The sequence below is a fragment of the Microbacterium esteraromaticum genome, from assembly GCF_900163815.1.
Lineage (GTDB): Bacteria > Actinomycetota > Actinomycetes > Actinomycetales > Microbacteriaceae > Microbacterium > Microbacterium esteraromaticum_B.
Map to the genome: position 1 here is coordinate 94,197 of NZ_FUKO01000022.1, position 16,010 is coordinate 110,206.

Genomic DNA, 16,010 nt, shown 5'->3' on the forward strand with positions numbered 1-16,010 from the left:
GTGACGGTCGTGACGCCCGCCGGAGCCGAGCCGGGACGGGCCGATCGGGCGCGGACGCGTGTGGTGACGGTCACCCCTGCTCCGTCCATCGATCGCGTCTACGTCGTCGACGCCTTGCGCACCGGCTCCGTGAACCGAGCGCACCGCATAGAGGTCGACATCGGCGGCAACGGCGTCAACCTCGCGCGTGATCTCCGCGCGGCCGGCAACGACGTCGTCGCGGTGGTGCCGTTGGACCTCGAGTCGGTCGTCGATCTCGTGGACGATGCGAGTCTCTTCAGGGTCGTCCCTGTCGCGCACAGGCCTCGTGTGAACACGGTGATCGTCGGATCCGACGGCGTGACGACCAACGTAAACCAGGCGGCCACTCCCCTCACCGCACCCGAGTGGCGGTCGCTGCGTGCGGCGGCCGCGCAGGAGGTGCGGCGGCTCCGTCCCGATTGGGTCGTGGTCGGGGGGACTGTCCCCGCAGGGGCCGCGAGCCTCGATCCCGGACCCTGGGCCGATCTCGCCGGCGCCGGGGGAGGCCGGCTCTGTCTGGACTCCCCCGGGGCCGTGGTCGCGGGCTGGATCGAGCGCGGCGTCGTGCCCGATCTGGTGTCGCCGAATCTTGCGGAGCTCGAGGACGCGACGGGTCGCAGGATCGGGACCATGGGCGACGTGCTCGACGCCGCCGCGCGGCTGATCGACCGAGGGGTCGGGGCGGTGCTCGTGAGTCTGGGCGCCCGCGGTGCGGTGCTGGTCGACGGGGACGACATCCGGTGGGCGCGCACCCCTCCGGCACTCGTCGTCAACACGACGGGTGCCGGAGACGCGGCGCTCGCGGGTCTCGTCTCTCGCTGGAACGGCGACCGCGATGGCGCGGCGGCCGAGCGTGCGCTCACCGACGCTGTGCGCTGGGGACGCGCGGCGGTGAGTCGGATGGCGCCCACGATCGCTCCCGACGAGGTCGACTGCGTGCGAGTGGCAATCGACGCGCCTCCGCGGTCCTTGCGAGTGGATTGAGCCGAGCATTCTTGACACTAAGAACGATCCCATCGTAACGATAGTCGCCGCACGCGTACCGGTCAGACTGATGGGCCTCGGGAGCAACTGTCCGCTGCGCGGACTCGTTTTCTAGTACTCGTTTTATAACGGTTGGCGTGTCTTGAGGCTTGCCGAGCGAGCGAGGGTGACGCTGCCAACGCGCGGAGGCCCCATTCATGGGGCAAACGATGGGGCACCGAGTACGTGCTCGCACGTATGGGGAGGTACTTGAACGCAGATTCCGCACCGAGAATCGTTGATTTCATGCGGTTTTCTGCCCCCCTTGCGTGGGTGCTTGTTCAGGCGAGGGTAAGAGTTCAAGTCCCCCCTCGCGCACAGATTGTCCTGAGTGGCGACATAGTCTTCGAACTGGTCGCGACTCGGGAATTTTTTGTTCCTGGGCCAGAAGTTGTCGCGGCCCCGCCGCAGCTTCGCACGATCGATTCGAGTCGCTCACTGGCTCCTCGTAGGCTCAGATCATGGAATCTGTTGGGCAGACGACTCGCGCGGGCACCCTGCGCGGCGTCGGTGTTCTCTTGGTCGGTGTGGTGCTCGCGCTGTGGATCGTCTTCGGTCGATTTCTCTTCGGCGTGGGCGGTGAACTGGTCGTGCCGTATCTGCTGATCGGCGTGCTCGTCGTCGCGCTGCACATCCCTCTCGGCCGGGCCGTCACCCGCATGACGAACCGGGGCTTCACCCTGCGGCCGTCGACACGTGGCTCGCTGATCGCTGCATGGGGATGCGGCATCCTGCTCGGGCTCACCATTCCTGACATCACGCCCGACGGACTGCAGACGATCATCAGCGGGACGCAGCAGCCCACCCTCGACGTTGCGATCGGCGTCGCCAACCCGGCTGGGATCATCATGATCGCATTCACCTGCATTGCTCTGGTGCTGGCGAGTCAGGATGCGCACGGGCCGCGTCCCACGGAAGACGACGACTACTGACGGCTGCGCCGAGCACTCTTCGGCTGCGCGTTTTCATCCTCGCGCCGTCGGTTTTAAACAAGCTGGGTGCGCAGATAGTCGGCGTACCCGCCGGTGGCGCGGCCATACTGTCGCCCGCTCGTGAGGACCCACGCGTCGTCAGAGGCAACGATCTTCGCGCCTCCGCGCCGCATCTCTTCCACGAGACGAACATCCTCGTGCGCCGGGATGGGCGGGAAGCCTCCTACTGCGATCAGCGAACTGGCGCGAGTGCCGAGGTTGGCGCCGTGCACATGTCCGTTTGCGACCCCGGGGGTGTACCTCGCACGCCACGCAGCGATCTGCGCGTCGCTCAGGTCACGAAAATCGGGCCGCACTGTGCCGACGACGACGTCTGCGCCGTCATTGGCCAGCGCCACCTGATGCGTCAGCCAGTGACGCGGCACTGCCGAATCCGCATCGGTGTGCGCGAGCCACAATCGGTCAGCAGGAACTCGGGCCAACTGTCGCAGGGCGGCTTGCACGCCCGCTCCCCGGGCGACGCCCACCGAGCATGCGTCCACCGTGTGCACCGCCACCGGGAATTCTGCGGCGATCTGCGTTGATGCATCCGTGCATGCGTCGAGCACCACATGCACGACGACGTCGGAGACAGCAGCCCGCGCCGCTTCGGCGGCGTCGCACACCGAAGACAGGCAAGCGCCCAGCAGTGCTTCTTCGTCATGCACCGGAATGACGACAGCGATCGCGGAAAGAGGGTTGCGCATCACGGCCAGACTCCCGTCTCCGCGGCGACCGACTGCGCGTGCTCCGGGCGCGCGAAGACTTCGAGGACGAAGTCTTCTTCGAGATGGCTGGCGACAGAAAGGAAACCGGAGTGCGAGCGAACCTGCTCATGCACGTCGTCACCCGAAAGCGGCGCCCCGGCGATCGGATGCCGCCAGTGGCAGACGACGAACACACCATCGGCATCGAGGGATCCATCCACACGGTCCAGCACCTGGGCCCAGTCGGCCGCGCTCCAGTAGTAGGCCACCTCCGAGAGAACGATGAGGTCGAAGCGACCCTCGGGCCAGTCGGAAAGCAGATCCATTTCGCGAATCTGCACATGCGGCGCATCGCCCAGACGAACACGCGCCTTTTCGAGCGCGTGCGCTGACGCATCCACCGCGAGCACGTGCGCCGACCGTTCGGCCAGCATCCGCGTGAATGCTCCCGTGCCGCATGCGAGCTCCAGCACTCTCTCGTATCTCGGCCGCGGCAGGATGGCCGCGGTCAGTTCGCGCTTGCGCTGCTCGTACCAGCGAGTGTCTACGCCCCACGGGTCTGCCTTCCCCGTGTAGCGATCCTCGAACCATCCGCCGGTCACCGTGGTGAGTTCTTCCGGTGCGATGAACACTTCGTGCTCGCGCTGGAAGTGGCGCAGCATCTCGGCATGGATGATCGCCTCGTCGCCCGCTCGTTCCGACAGCGGCTCGAGCTGGCTGCGATGCCGTCGCAGCGCGCGTGCCTTCGACGAGCGCGTGGATTCATCCAGCGGCAGGGTGTGCCAGCCTTCGGTGCTCGCCGCTTTCGGGTCGCCCCAGTGCCAGAACCAGATCGGGTAGCCGAAGACCCGCAGGGTGCTCGTGCGCAGGTCGCGAACGATCTCGCCTAAGACGCGATGGTCGCGGTGGCCGTCCTCCCACCAGGGCGCGAGCACCGTCGAGGGCACCTGCTTCACACTCGCCAGCAGCCCTCGCGCATAGCGGCGCACCTCCGCCGCTTCTTCACGCAGGCCGCCATCCGGGAACCCCGCGAAGTGCACGGCAGCGCTCGGTGCGAGATCAGCCACCGCGTCGAGCAGCTCGTGGCGGCGGGCGCGCCGGAGGTCCGCGATCGATGACGGATGCGATGACTCGCCATCTGTCATGACCACCACCGTGACGGGGATGCCGAGGTTTCCTACGGCTGCGATGATGCCGCCAGCGCCCAGCGTCTCATCATCGGGGTGCGCTGCGAACACGATGAGCTGCTCCATGCTCATCGACATCTCTGCCGCGTCGGCCCACGGCGCAGCATCCGCCCAGGAATTCTCTGAAGTACCCGGGTCGCGGTGATCGAAGCTGGGCGCCATCACGCCACCACCGATCGGCCCAGCCGGGCGAGGTCTCGCTCGGCGTGATCCTGACGCAGGTAGATGCGCAGATCCGACACACGGCGCGCGTGCTCTTCGTCTGTGGTGAGCGGTCCGGGGCCGAGGCCGTGATCGGCCAGAGTGAGTACTCGTTCGGCCGCGTGCGCAGTGACCGCGCGCACGCGCTGCGCGAGGACGCGTGCATCTCCGGCGGATGCGTCGATGCGGGCCGCGGCATCCGTCAGTACCACTCGCGTCGCCCAGAGATGCGCATCCGCCTCGCCGTGCAGCATCTGCGCGATCTGATCGGCGCCACTGCGACTGGCGGCGCGGCCAAGTGCGTCGGCCACGGGGAGCACGCCGCCCCACCAGACTGCCGCGACTCCCATTCCTCCCCAGTGGAACCCTGGTCGCTTCAGGTACCACCCCGCATCCCCGACCGGCACGGCAGGCGTGTTGTGAAAGTCGACTGCGGCGCTGACGATACCGCTCAGCCCACGGGCGACCCACGGCCCGATCTGCGCCTCGACCGATGGATGCCGGAGCGAGACCGCGAACAGCTGCCGCTCATCATTGTTCACCCACGCGGTGACCAGCGCGTGACTCAGGCGTCCGGCCAGAGAACACCATGATTTCGTGCCGTCGAGTCGCCACGTTCCGTCACCATTCGCTTCGGCGGTGAGGCTGATCGGACCCTCCGCGGCATAGACACCCCACGACGCGGACTCATCCGCACCAATGGCGTCCAGCGCCTCCCGCGCGAGCGACCCGGTCGCCTGGGCTTCGGCGATGATGGCCAGCGCATCGAGATGCGGCTCAAGCACGCGGGCCGCGGCGACATCCAACGATGCGGCTGTGGCCAGCGCGCTCCAGCGGCCGGCTGTTCGCCCACTGCCCGGCTGCGAGACCAGCGGGCCCAGCCGCACGGCCCAGCCGATCGTCGCATCGAGGTCGACTCCGAGTCCGGCGACCTCCGTCGCGGCCTGCTCGATAACTTGAGCCTCAGCCGAGGCAGAATCCGTCAACACACGCATCATGCGAAGGGCTCCATCTTCTTGAGGTGGCGAGGGCGGCTCCGTATCGCGGCGCTGGAGCCAGTCGGTCGAGAGCGTCAAAATCGGCGGTCTCTGGCGCTGTGATGACATTGTCATGGCCGGGCACCGCAGTCGCGGGGCTTGACCGGCATATCGCCGTGGTGCTAACTGCGAGATGGGCGTGATCGATCGAATCACAAGCCTTCGCGCGTTCCTAACGATCTGCGCTTCCTTAGTCAAGCCCCTTATCGTGGCGGCGCCATTCCGCTCTGATGGATACAGCACGCACAAGATGCGTGCATGACAGCTGAACTGAAGGAGAAGATCATGGGTATCGACGACAAGATCAGCAACGAAGCAGAAGACCTCAAGGGCAAGGGCAAGGAAGCGGTCGGCGACGCTACCGACGACAAGGGTCTTCAGGCTGAAGGCAAGATGGACCAGGCCAAGGCGGGCGTCAAGAAGGCCGTCGAGGACGTGAAGGATTCGCTCGACTGACGAGCGAACTGACCCCTGCGTTTGTGCTTGACGCGATCCCCACGCGCTGCGCAGTCCCCACGCAGGGAAGATGAGAAGCTGCCGACCCCGATCCCCAGGGGCCGGCAGCTTTCTTCGTTCCTCGGAGCGTGCAACCGTCAGGCGTACATTGGGAGGCATGGTCGGCAGCATCCCGGCATCCATGCGTGCCGCGTTCATCCACGCGACGGGACCCGCCGAATCGATCGAAATCGGAGAGGTGCCGGTTCCCACGCCGGGACCGGGCGAGGTGCTGGTGAAGAACACGGTTCTCGCGGTCGATCACGTCGACACCTTCGTGCGCTCTGGGGCGTACCGCACTCCGCTTCCAGCGCACGGGCCGTTCATCGTCGGCCGTGACCTGGTCGGCGTCGTGGCGGAGATCGGCGATGGCGTCACCGGTTTCGCGCCCGGCGACCGGGTGTGGTGCAACAGCCTCGGCCACGACGGCAGGCAGGGCTCGTTCAGCGAGTATTCGGTGGTGGAAGCTGAGCGGCTGTATCCGCTTCCGGAGGGCGTCGAGGCTGATGCTGCGGCCGCCGTACTGCACGTCGCGGCCACCGCCTGGATCGGGCTCTTCCGCGAGGCACAGCTGCAATCCGGGGAGACGGTGTTCATCGGCGGGGCCGGGGGTGCGGTGGGCTCGGCGTTCGTGCAACTGGCGCATGCGGCCGCAGCCCGGGTGATCGCCACCTGCTCGCCGAAAGATTTTGAGTGGTGCCGCGCCAGCGGCGCAGACATCGTGATCGATTACCACGACGATGATGCGCTCGCGCAGGTGCGTGCTGCGGCACCCGGCGGCGTCCATGTGTGGTGCGACACCTCCGGCCATCATGACTTCGAGGCGACGCTGCCCGTCATGCGGCAACGCGGGCGGATGCTGCTCATGTCAGCGCTCGCCGCCGCGCCACCGCTGCCGGTCGGTGCCGTGTACACGTCTGACTTGCAGCTGCGCGGCTTCGCGATCAGCAACGCCACCGTCGACGACCTTGCGGCCGCGGCCGAGGTGATCAATCGCATGCTCGCCGCCGGTACGCTCCGCGGACGCATCGCCACCGTGCTGCCGCTCGACCGGACCGCGGATGCGCACCGAATGCTGGAGTCGCACGCGGTCTCCGGGAAGATCCTCGTCCGGCCCTGACCACGCCACCCGGTACGCCCAGTTGCCGAGAAACCATCTCCTGCACGAGAAACCACGTGCCAGCTGGTTTCTCGTGCAGGAAGTGGTTTCTCGACGGGTGTTGTGCGGCGGATGCGGTGAGTGGCCGCTGCGAAAAACGTGGTCAGCGTCGGTGCCGCCAGCGGCTCACACCGATTCCGCCGACGGCAACCGCTACCCCGGCCAGCAGCAGGGGCGACTCGAAGACGACCACAGCCGCGACCCCTGCCAGAGCGGCGAACAGCAGTCCGTCCAGCGCCCAGGCCAGTCGCACCGCCGCGCCGAGGTCTCCCATCGGCGTCGGCATCGGCGTGAGCAGTGCGACCGGCAGTGCACCTTTCAGAGCGGTGGCGATGCGTGCGGCGATGGCCAGCATCCCCACCGCAAACGAGCTGACGAGCGGTGCGAGCACGGAGATGCCCATGATCACTGCGCATGCACCCGCCGCCCCGACCAGCACGACCGCGGCGACCGCGATGGGAAACAGCGCATGGTTGGCGAGCAGGCGCTCGTCGCCGATCCCGTACAGCGCGAAATCCGATGCGACGCTCGTGGCGTGCCGGATGCCGTCAGTCAGTGGCCCCATACCGGCGAAGGCGATGATTCCGGCGAGCGTGCCCAGCATCCATCCCGGTGCCAATGGGGCGCTCGCGACGGCAATCAGGACCCCGGCCGCGGCGAGAGTGAGGATGCCGGTCAGCAGCCGTCCCGGCGTGCGGACGGCTCCGACCGCATCGCGCACGAGGAAGGTCAGCGGCAGTCGCCCGGCCGAACGCACGGCGCGGATCCGCCTGCCAATTCCGGGTCGCAGCTGGTAGACCGTCGTCGCCGACGCGAAGTCCATCCCGGTGGCATGCGTCATGGCCGATTGCCAGCGCAGTGACTGGGCAGACAGCTCGGCGAATCGGAGCCGGTTCAACAGCGTCGGCGCCGCTGCGCACAGGGCGAGCGTCAGAGCCCACAGTCCGGCGAGAGCCTGAAGGCTTCCGTCGCCGGAATAGAGGAGTCCGAACCATCCCCACGGCGTGAAGGGAACCAAGGTGGGAACGGATGCGGTGACTGTGCCAAGTGCGAGCACGCCCAGCGCGAGGAACGTCGCTGTTCGCGGCAGCGCTTGCCCCGCGAGCCAGAGCATCGCGGTGATGATGCCGATGAGCGCGCTGGCGATGATGAAGACGGTGGCGTGGAGCGGAGCGACCAGACCATGGCTCGCGAGACTGACGGCGATCAACCCGCCGATGACCGTTGCCGTGGCGACGACGACCCCCGCGCTGCGCAGCAGCGGCCCGCGAAAGACACGCGATCGCCGGACGTCGCTCGTGACGAACGCGTGGATGAGGAATGGTGGGCGAAGCGCGGGTCCGCGATCTCGCCCCGCGAACAGCGCACCAGCCCAGAGGGCGGCGACCGCGAACATCGCGACCTGTCTGGCGGTGGCTGAGGTGAGCGCGGCCACCACTTCGGGACTGGTCATGCTCACCCAGATCGCGCGTGCGACAGGGGCGACGGCGACGAGCGCAACCATCAGCGCCAGGTAGATGACGTAGACGCGCTCGCCGGAGGGGCGCGCCCGGGCATTGCGCCAGATCGCGAGTGCCGCGCGGAGGCGGCGGACCGGATGGCGTCGCTGAGCACTGAGGATGCGACTGTTCACGCCGCCGCCTCGAGCGTCAGCATCCGATCGCCGAGGCCGTCTGCGATCACGTCACTGTGGGTGGCGACGACGAGCGTCGCTCCCCCATCGCGGCGTGAGCGCAGCACACGCACGACGGTCTCGATGTGCTCGGGATCGAGACGCTGCTCGGGTTCGTCGAGGATCAGCACGTCGAACGGACGCACCAGCACCAGCGCGAGACCGAACAGCTGCGTCTGGCCCGACGAGAGTTCGTGCGGAAAGCGGGCGTGCAGGGTGCGCAGCCCCAGATCTGCGAGCACCTCGTTCGCGCGGGCAGTGCTGTCCTCGCGCCGGTCGAACCACGTCGCCGCGACCAGTGCGACGTGATCGAGCAGGGTCAGGTCGGGGGCCATCGGCGGAAGACCGATCATCACCGCGACGCGTCGACGGAAGCGCGGGTCTCGCTCTGAGACGGCCGCGTCGCCGATCTGCACCGTGCCGCTCGAAGGCGTGCGACTGCCGGCCAACACGCGCAGCAGCGTTGATTTGCCCGTGCCGTTGCGACCGCGCACGATCAGCGCCTCACCGGGCTGCGCGCTCGTCGAGACCGGCGCGAGCAGCGTCACATCGTCCGCGACGACGCTCACCTCGCTCACCTCGATCACAGCTTCACCCTCTCACGCCCGGCACGCGCGTCCCCCACGCGCTCTCTCGTGCGCGCGCCGCAATCACCGAGAAACCACTTCCTGCACGAGAAACCACATGCCACGTGGTTTCTCGTGCGGCAAGTGGTTTCTCGGCGGATGTTGTGCGGCGGATGCGGCGAGTGGCCGCGGCGAGCGGGGGCGCGCGGGCAGCGGCGGATGCTGGCAGCAGACGTGCGCGATGGGCACGCGGTCTCATCCAAAAGGTGGAGACGGGGTTCACCCTCTTACGCGATGTCCGAAAACGCCGAAATTGATGGAGTAGGTGACATGGCATCCTCTCGTCTTCGTTCTCGCTTCTCCGACAAGCTGACCTCGCGTCGCGGCGCATGGATCTCGCTCGGCATCGTCGTGCTCATCATGGTCGCGCTGTTCGGCGCATTCGGCTCGGCAAAGGCTCCCGCCGGCAACGCGCAGGCGCCAGCCGACTCCGAATCGTCGCAGGCGAGCGAGCTGATGCAGCAGTTCCCGAATGCCGACCGGCAGTCGGTGCTCGTGGTGGCTTCCCGCGATGACGACGCGGCGCTGACCGAGCAGGACCAGGCCGACCTCAAGGCGCTGCTGCCCGTGCTCGACACCCACGCGGATGCCGACTCCAACGGACCGCTGGTCAGCGACGACGGAAAAGCCGCATTACTGGTCACGCCGATCAAGGTCGGTGAGAGCAACACCGACACCGCAGAGGTGATCAAGGCGATCCGCACCGACATCGCCGACAACCCGATCGACGGCCTCACTCTTCAGGTCACCGGCGGCCCCGCCTTCGGCGCCGACATCGCGGCATCCTTCGACGGAGCGAACTTCACCCTCCTGCTGGTGACGATCCTCATCGTCGCGCTGCTGCTCATCATCACCTACCGCTCCCCCGTGCTGTGGCTGGTGCCGCTCATCGTCGTCGCACTCGCCGACGGCCTCGCCGGACGCATGACCGCCGCCGCTGGCGCCGCATGGAACCTGCAGTTCGACTCCGGCATCATCAGCGTGCTCGTCTTCGGAGCCGGCACGAACTACGCGCTGCTGCTCATCTCGCGCTACCGCGAGGAGCTGCTGCAGAACGACGACCACCGCCAGGCGCTCAGCACGGCATGGCGCAAGACGGTGCCGGCGATCGTGGCATCCAACGTCACTGTCGTTCTGGCCCTGCTCACCCTCGTGCTCGCCGTCATCCCCGGCACCCACGGACTCGGTGTCTCGTCGGCCATCGGACTGCTCATCGCGCTCGCCGCAGTCGTGTTCATGCTGCCGCCGTTCCTTGCGGTCTGCGGCCGCAAGGTGTTCTGGCCGTTCGTGCCCCGTCCCGGCCAGACGCGCCCGCAGGGCCGCGCATGGCGCCGCATCGCATCCGGTGTCGTCCGGCGCCCCGCGCGCAGCCTGCTCGCCGGCGTTGCGCTGCTCGCCGTGATGGCCGCGGGCCTGATCGGCACCTCGGTCGGACTCGACCAGGTCGAGAAGTTCCGCGTGCAGTCCGAGTCGGCCACCGGTCTCGAGGTCGTCTCCGCGCACTTCGCACCCGGCGAGGCGCAGCCGATCTTCATCGTCGCCGACAGCGCCGAAGCGGATGCCGTCGTCGCCGCCGCCAAGGACGTCGAGGGTGTCGTTCGCGCGCATCCCGTCGGCACCACCGACGACGACTCGCTCACCAAGATCATGGTCACCAGCGAATACGCACCCAGCACCACCGAGAGCCTCGACCAGATCGGCGAGCTTCGTGCGGCCGTGCACGCGGTGCCGAATGCGGATGCCGTCGTCGGCGGCGCTGTCGCGACAGACGTCGACGCGAGAGAGGGCAACCAGGCGGATCTGCTGCTGATCGCACCGCTGGTGCTCGCCGTCAGCTTCCTCGTGCTGCTGGTGCTGCTGCGTTCCATCGCGGCGCCGGTGCTGCTGCTCGTGGTCAACCTGGCCAGCGCGCTCGCCGCGATCGGTGCGGGATCGTTCCTGAGCCGGATGCTGTTCGGCCAGCACGCTCTCGATCTGCAGGTGCCGCTGCTGGCATTCCTCTTCCTCGTCGCGCTCGGCATCGACTACACGATCTTCCTCGTGCACCGCGCTCGCAACGAGGCCGCCACCCGCGGCACGCGCACCGGCATGATCGAAGCCGTCGCGCACACCGGCAGTGTGATCACCAGTGCGGGCATCGTGCTCGCGGCCGTCTTCGCCGCCCTCGGGGTGCTGCCACTGGTCACACTCGGCCAGCTCGGTCTCATCGTCGGGGTGGGCGTGATCGTCGACACCCTGGTGGTGCGCACGATCATCGTGCCGGCGATCTTCAGCCTCGTGGGCGATCGCATCTGGTGGCCGGGTCGTCCGGGCGGGCAGGATGAAGGACACAAGGGCGCGAACACGCCCGCCGTCGAGGAGCCGCAGAACGGGTCGGATGGAGAATTGACGCATGAGTCTCGTCAACGCACCGCTGACGCACACTGACCCGATCGGGTCCGCACCGATCGGCTCGATGGTGCGGGCCATGCAGATCGGTCAGCACCTCATCGCCGCAGCCCTCACCGCGATCGGCGTGATCCGTGCGATCGGCGATGGCGTCTCGATCCCCGCCGCGGTGATCTCGGGGCTGGCGATCCTCGCCTGGCACACCGCGGGCACGATCCTGCCGTCGAAGGGCGGTTCGCGTGCCCTGATCGTCGGGTGGCTGATCGGCTTCGCAGTGATCTGGATCGCGGCCGTCTCGGTCTCGGCCGAGTTCGTCTGGGTGGCGTTTCTGCTCTGGCTGCTCGCCGGACACCTGCTGCCGGTGCGCTGGGGGCTGCTGTTCTCGGCACTGATCCTGGCGATCGTGATCGTCGCACCAATCGTGCACCACGGCACGACCAGCTATGCGAACGTCTTCGGCCCGCTCATCGGCGGCGTCTTCGCGTTCGGCATCTCGCGCGGGTATCTGCAGCTGCTGCGCGACGCCGCCGAGCGCGAGCGTCTGGTCGCCTCGCTCACCCGCACCCAGCAGGAGATGGCCGATCTGCAGGACGAACTCGCCCTCGCCCAGCGGCACTCCGGGGCGATCGCCGAACGCACCCGCATCTCGCGCGACATCCACGACACCATCGCGCAGGGCATCTCCTCGATCCGGCTCCTCGCCCACGCCGGCGGCAACCGCACCGATGACGCCGATGCCGTGCGCACCTTCGCGCAGGTCGAAGCGCTCGCCGGTGACAGCCTCGGCGATGTTCGCCGCATCGTCGCCGCCCTCGCGCCGGCAGAGCTCGAAGACGATGCGCTCGCCGCAGCACTGCAGCGGATGCTGGATCGCCTGCACGACGAGACCGGCCTGCAGGTCGAGCTGCATGTCGATGACACGCTCCCGATCCTGCCGACCGAAGTCGAGGTCACGATGCTGCGCACCGCGCAGTCGGCGCTGGCCAACGTGCGGCTGCATGCGCAGGCGAGCCGCGTGGTGATGAGTCTCATCGATGCGGAAGACACCGTGCGTCTGGACATCATCGACGACGGCTCGGGGTTCGATCTCGCGGCGTGGGAGCAGCAGAGCGACACGGGCTCCTCCAGTTACGGACTGCGGTTCATGAGCGCGCGGCTGCGAGAGCTCGGCGGCGGTCTCGACGTCGAGAGCACACCCGGCGAGGGCACTGCGATCTCAGTGCATCTGCCGATCCACTCCCCCGCCCCTGGGCATCCGTCCGTCTCCGCCGAATCCGAGGAGCCGTCATGACCACCGTTCTGCTCGTCGACGACCACCCCGTCGTGCGCAGCGGCCTGCGCGCTGTGATCGACACCGGTGACACCGTGCAGGTCATCGGCGAAGCCGCCACCGGCGAAGAGGCCATCACGCTCGCCGAGCATCTGCACCCGGATGTCGTGCTGTGCGACCTGCGCCTCGGTGATGGCATCGACGGCATCCAGACCACGCTGGCGCTGCGCGCGCTCGATCCCGCCCCGGCTGTGCTGATTCTGACCACCTTCGACCGCGATGCCGAGATCCTCGGTGCGATCGAGGCGGGAGCCGCCGGCTACCTGCTCAAGGATGTCGCTCCAGAGGTGATCGTCGACGGCATCCGCCGTGCCGCCGCCGGAGACGTGTTCCTCGCACCCGATCTCGCCTCGCGCGTGCTGCGGGGCATGCGCAATCCCCTGCCGAAGCTCACCGAGCGCGAACTCGAGGTGCTGCGCCTGCTCGCGAAGGGCGCCGCGAACAAAGAGATCGCGCGCACGCTCTTCGTCACCGAGGCGACCGTCAAGAGTCACCTCGCTCACATCTTCACCAAACTCGATGTCGACAGCCGATCACGCGCCATTCACCTGGCGCAGGAGACCGGCCTCATCTGATCGCCACGACGGTCTCGAAAGGAAATCCCATGAAGAAGTTGTTCAACGCCGCGTTCATCTACATGATCCTCGGCGTCTCTGCCGGTCTGTTCTACCGCGAATTCACCAAGGCCAATGATTTCCCGGCGGGCGAATTCACCCAGCTCGCCGTCGTGCACACCCACCTGCTCACGCTCGGATTCATCGTGCTGCTGATCGCGCTCGTCCTCGAGAAGACGTTCGCGTTCTCGAACAGCCCGAAGCTGTTCGGCTGGTTCTTCTGGCTGTACAACGCCGGCCTCGTGCTCACCGCGGGAATGATGGTCTGGCACGGCATCCTCACCGTGCTCGGTGAAGAGTCGTCGGCGATGATCTCCGGCATCGCCGGGCTCGGCCACATCCTGATCACCGCCGGCATGATCTTCTTCTTCCTCGCCCTTGGCCGCGCGGTCACGAAGAGCGCCAAGGAATCCCCCGCACCGGTGGCGGCCTGAGATGACTCCCGCAGCGGAACTGCGTGAGACTCCGCCGACCCGGCGGGAATGGCTGAGTCTCGCCGTTCTCTCGATCGGGCTCGGCCTCATCGTGCTCGACGGCACCATCGTCGGCGTCGCGCTTCCCGCGATCATCGGCGACCTGGGACTCGACCTGACTGATGCGCAGTGGGTCAACAGCCTCTATGCCGTGCTACTGGCGGCTCTGCTGCTGGCGACGGGCAAGCTCGCCGACCGCTGGGGGCGCAAGCGGCTGTTTCTGGCCGGGCTCGTCATCTTCATGGGCGGCAGTCTGCTGGCCGCCCTCGCCGCGACCGCAGGCCCGCTGATCGGCGCCCGTGCCGTGCAGGCCGTGGGCGCGGCGCTGATCATGCCGTCGACGCTCTCGACGGTGAACGCCGTCTTCCGCGGCAAGTACCGCGCGGCCGCATTCGGGGTGTGGGGTGCCGTCATCTCGGGAGCCGCCGCCATCGGACCGCTCGCCGGCGGCGCGCTCACACAGTGGGCATCGTGGCACTGGATCTTCCTCGTGAACCTCCCCCTCGGCGCCCTCGTGCTGGTCTCCGCGATCTTCACCGTTCGCGAGACCCGTGGTGGCGCGCAGCGCCCCGGTGCGGACGTCGACGGTGCGCTGCTCAGCGCAATCGGGTTCGGCGCCCTCGTCTTCGCCGTCATCGAGGGTCCCGAGTTGGGCTGGTGGAAGCCGAAGACCGACTTCTCGCTGTTCGGGTGGATGTGGCCGAAGGATGCTCCGCTGTCGATCGTGCCGGTCGCGTTCGCGATCGCTGTGGTCGCGATCGTGCTGTTCGTGATCTGGGAGCGGCATCGTGAGAAGGTGCAGCGTTCGGCGCTGCTCGATCTCGGACTGTTCTCATTCGAGACCTTCTCGTGGGGAAACGTCACCGCCGCCATGGTCGCCATCGGCGAATTCGCGATTCTCTTCGCGCTGCCGCTGTACCTCGTCAACGCGCTCGGTCTCGACGTGATGGGTGCCGGGCTCGTGCTGGCGGCGATGGCCGTCGGAGCCTTCCTCTCCGGAGCGGCGGCACGGCATCTCGCCGCGCGCTTCGGGTCACCGGGCACCGTGCTGATCGGTTTGGGTCTGGAGGTCATCGGCATCGTCGTGCTCGCGCTGATCATCCGCGCTGACAGCCCCGGATGGCTGGTCATGATGCCGCTGGTCGCGTACGGGCTGGGCCTGGGCCTGGCATCCGCTCAGCTGACGGGCACGGTCTTGCGAGACATTCCCGTCGACGTCTCGGGTCAGGGCTCTGCCACGCAGAGCACGGTGCGGCAGATCGGTTCAGCGCTCGGCACGGCGATGTCGGGAGCGGCCCTGTCGATGTCGCTCGCGTTCACACTGCCGTCGGCGTTGGACGCCGCCGGAATCACCGGGAAGGCTGCGGATCAGATTGCAGACGCGACGCGGCAATCCGCCGGCACGACCATCACGCAGCTGCGGATGCAAGGCGACGCGAGTTCGTTCGGCGATCACACGGCGGCGGCGGTAAACGCTCTGGCGAGCGGATTCGCGGATGCTACGCGCTGGTCGCTGCTGTTCGCGGCGATCTTCCTGTTGCTGGGCTTCGTTGGTGCGCTGCGCCTGCGAGCGGCAGCGGCACGGGAGTGATCACTTCTCGACGACCCGCGTTTCGCAACTGAGCCGGGGTGGGAGCACGAGGTGCGGCACGGAGGGGAAGGTGCCTCACTGGGCTCCTGATCCCGCTCCGTGCCTGCTGTTCTCCCCTCGTTCTTTCACCAGGGGTGCCTTGATCCGAAGACTTTGGCCCTCTCCTCCTCTATGGTGAAAGAGCATGCGTGTTCAAAATCGATCGTTCTGCTGAATCCCCGTCAGCGTGGGCTCTCCCCAGTGCCCGACGATCCACGCGTGCGCTTGGCCCTCTCGTTTAGCGCAGTCCCCAATGTGCTATGCGAGGGGGCCGTACTCATCATGACACCTTTTTGTCGATTTGTCCCCCATATGGGGGACAAATCCTTCTGAGCGTGTGTATGCTGAACGTGACGCACCCTCCGGTCGTCTTCGGCCCTCATCGCTCCCCCCGCGGTGAGGGCCTTTACTTTTTCCGGCTCCCGGGGGCAGGGAGCCCTGGTTGCGAAGGAAAAACCTAATGCAACATTTAGGTC

General features: G+C 67.5%; 14 protein-coding genes. 9 read left to right on the plus strand and 5 right to left on the minus strand.

The features are described 5' to 3' along the window. Positions 1-1,005, plus strand: a complete 1,005-nt coding sequence (locus FM104_RS09795; RefSeq protein ID WP_179206755.1) for a 1-phosphofructokinase family hexose kinase — start codon at positions 1-3, stop codon at positions 1,003-1,005. A 500-nt stretch (positions 1,006-1,505) separates the two neighbouring features. Next, positions 1,506-1,976: a hypothetical protein gene (locus tag FM104_RS09800; RefSeq protein WP_087131929.1), complete on the plus strand. Its 471-nt coding sequence runs from the start codon at positions 1,506-1,508 to the stop codon at positions 1,974-1,976. Positions 1,977-2,029: 53 nt separating this feature from the next. Here FM104_RS09800 and FM104_RS09805 read toward each other — a convergent pair whose 3' ends face one another. Genes FM104_RS09805 through FM104_RS09815 form a run of 3 tightly spaced genes read right to left on the minus strand, consistent with a single transcriptional unit; the run spans position 2,030 to position 5,108 of the window. Continuing rightward, positions 2,030-2,722, minus strand: coding sequence for a glycosyltransferase (locus tag FM104_RS09805; protein ID WP_087131932.1), 693 nt, complete (start codon positions 2,720-2,722; stop codon positions 2,030-2,032). Further along, a complete protein-coding gene (locus FM104_RS09810) occupies positions 2,722-4,071 on the minus strand; it encodes a PIG-L family deacetylase (RefSeq protein ID WP_087131934.1) in 1,350 nt (449 codons plus the stop codon). Before FM104_RS09810 ends, FM104_RS09805 begins: the two co-directional genes overlap by 1 nt. Next, entirely contained in the window at positions 4,071-5,108 is a 1,038-nt protein-coding gene (locus FM104_RS09815; RefSeq protein ID WP_256971602.1) for an acyl-CoA dehydrogenase, read from the minus strand. Before FM104_RS09815 ends, FM104_RS09810 begins: the two co-directional genes overlap by 1 nt. A 297-nt stretch (positions 5,109-5,405) precedes the next feature. Between FM104_RS09815 and FM104_RS09820 the strand changes: the two genes are divergently transcribed. Both FM104_RS09820 and FM104_RS09825 read left to right on the plus strand, forming a co-directional pair. Beyond that, positions 5,406-5,603, plus strand: coding sequence for a CsbD family protein (locus tag FM104_RS09820; protein WP_373407845.1), 198 nt, complete (start codon positions 5,406-5,408; stop codon positions 5,601-5,603). A gap of 157 nt (positions 5,604-5,760) precedes the next feature. Then, on the plus strand, positions 5,761-6,762 hold the full coding sequence (locus FM104_RS09825; protein ID WP_087131937.1) for an NADPH:quinone reductase: 1,002 nt from the start codon (positions 5,761-5,763) through the stop codon (positions 6,760-6,762). Between the two features lie 142 nt (positions 6,763-6,904). On the opposite strand, the gene FM104_RS09830 is transcribed toward FM104_RS09825, so the two are convergent. Continuing rightward, positions 6,905-8,434 (minus strand): hypothetical protein, encoded by a 1,530-nt coding sequence (locus FM104_RS09830; RefSeq protein WP_087131940.1) that lies wholly within the window; start codon positions 8,432-8,434, stop codon positions 6,905-6,907. Further along, positions 8,431-9,042, minus strand: coding sequence for an ABC transporter ATP-binding protein (locus FM104_RS09835; protein WP_256971603.1), 612 nt, complete (start codon positions 9,040-9,042; stop codon positions 8,431-8,433). Before FM104_RS09835 ends, FM104_RS09830 begins: the two co-directional genes overlap by 4 nt. A 327-nt stretch (positions 9,043-9,369) precedes the next feature. Here FM104_RS09835 and FM104_RS09840 point away from each other — a divergent pair, with 327 nt between their 5' ends. The 5 genes from FM104_RS09840 to FM104_RS09860 are packed head-to-tail and all read left to right on the plus strand — an operon-like array spanning position 9,370 to position 15,495. Further along, positions 9,370-11,526, plus strand: coding sequence for an MMPL family transporter (locus tag FM104_RS09840; RefSeq protein WP_256971604.1), 2,157 nt, complete (start codon positions 9,370-9,372; stop codon positions 11,524-11,526). Next, positions 11,492-12,778 (plus strand): sensor histidine kinase, encoded by a 1,287-nt coding sequence (locus tag FM104_RS09845; RefSeq protein WP_087131945.1) that lies wholly within the window; start codon positions 11,492-11,494, stop codon positions 12,776-12,778. The genes FM104_RS09840 and FM104_RS09845 overlap by 35 nt, the downstream gene beginning before the upstream one ends. Then, positions 12,775-13,392 (plus strand): response regulator, encoded by a 618-nt coding sequence (locus FM104_RS09850; protein ID WP_087131948.1) that lies wholly within the window; start codon positions 12,775-12,777, stop codon positions 13,390-13,392. The genes FM104_RS09845 and FM104_RS09850 overlap by 4 nt, the downstream gene beginning before the upstream one ends. Before the next feature lie 29 nt (positions 13,393-13,421). After that, on the plus strand, positions 13,422-13,865 hold the full coding sequence (locus tag FM104_RS09855; RefSeq protein WP_087131951.1) for a DUF2871 domain-containing protein: 444 nt from the start codon (positions 13,422-13,424) through the stop codon (positions 13,863-13,865). Between the two features lies 1 nt (position 13,866). Further along, entirely contained in the window at positions 13,867-15,495 is a 1,629-nt protein-coding gene (locus FM104_RS09860; RefSeq protein WP_087131954.1) for a DHA2 family efflux MFS transporter permease subunit, read from the plus strand. The last annotated feature ends 515 nt before the right edge of the window (positions 15,496-16,010 follow it).

What these genes read in the sequence shown, in the direction of transcription:
- FM104_RS09800 (WP_087131929.1), top strand. Translation starts at nt 1,506, where the DNA reads ATGGAATCTGTTGGGCAGACGACTCGCGCGGGCACCCTGCGCGGCGTC.
- FM104_RS09805 (WP_087131932.1), bottom strand. Translation starts at nt 2,722, where the DNA reads ATGCGCAACCCTCTTTCCGCGATCGCTGTCGTCATTCCGGTGCATGAC.
- FM104_RS09810 (WP_087131934.1), bottom strand. Translation starts at nt 4,071, where the DNA reads ATGGCGCCCAGCTTCGATCACCGCGACCCGGGTACTTCAGAGAATTCC.
- FM104_RS09815 (WP_256971602.1), bottom strand. Translation starts at nt 5,108, where the DNA reads ATGATGCGTGTGTTGACGGATTCTGCCTCGGCTGAGGCTCAAGTTATC.
- FM104_RS09820 (WP_373407845.1), top strand. Translation starts at nt 5,406, where the DNA reads ATGACAGCTGAACTGAAGGAGAAGATCATGGGTATCGACGACAAGATC.
- FM104_RS09825 (WP_087131937.1), top strand. Translation starts at nt 5,761, where the DNA reads ATGGTCGGCAGCATCCCGGCATCCATGCGTGCCGCGTTCATCCACGCG.
- FM104_RS09840 (WP_256971604.1), top strand. Translation starts at nt 9,370, where the DNA reads ATGGCATCCTCTCGTCTTCGTTCTCGCTTCTCCGACAAGCTGACCTCG.
- FM104_RS09845 (WP_087131945.1), top strand. Translation starts at nt 11,492, where the DNA reads ATGAGTCTCGTCAACGCACCGCTGACGCACACTGACCCGATCGGGTCC.
- FM104_RS09850 (WP_087131948.1), top strand. Translation starts at nt 12,775, where the DNA reads ATGACCACCGTTCTGCTCGTCGACGACCACCCCGTCGTGCGCAGCGGC.
- FM104_RS09855 (WP_087131951.1), top strand. Translation starts at nt 13,422, where the DNA reads ATGAAGAAGTTGTTCAACGCCGCGTTCATCTACATGATCCTCGGCGTC.
- FM104_RS09860 (WP_087131954.1), top strand. Translation starts at nt 13,867, where the DNA reads ATGACTCCCGCAGCGGAACTGCGTGAGACTCCGCCGACCCGGCGGGAA.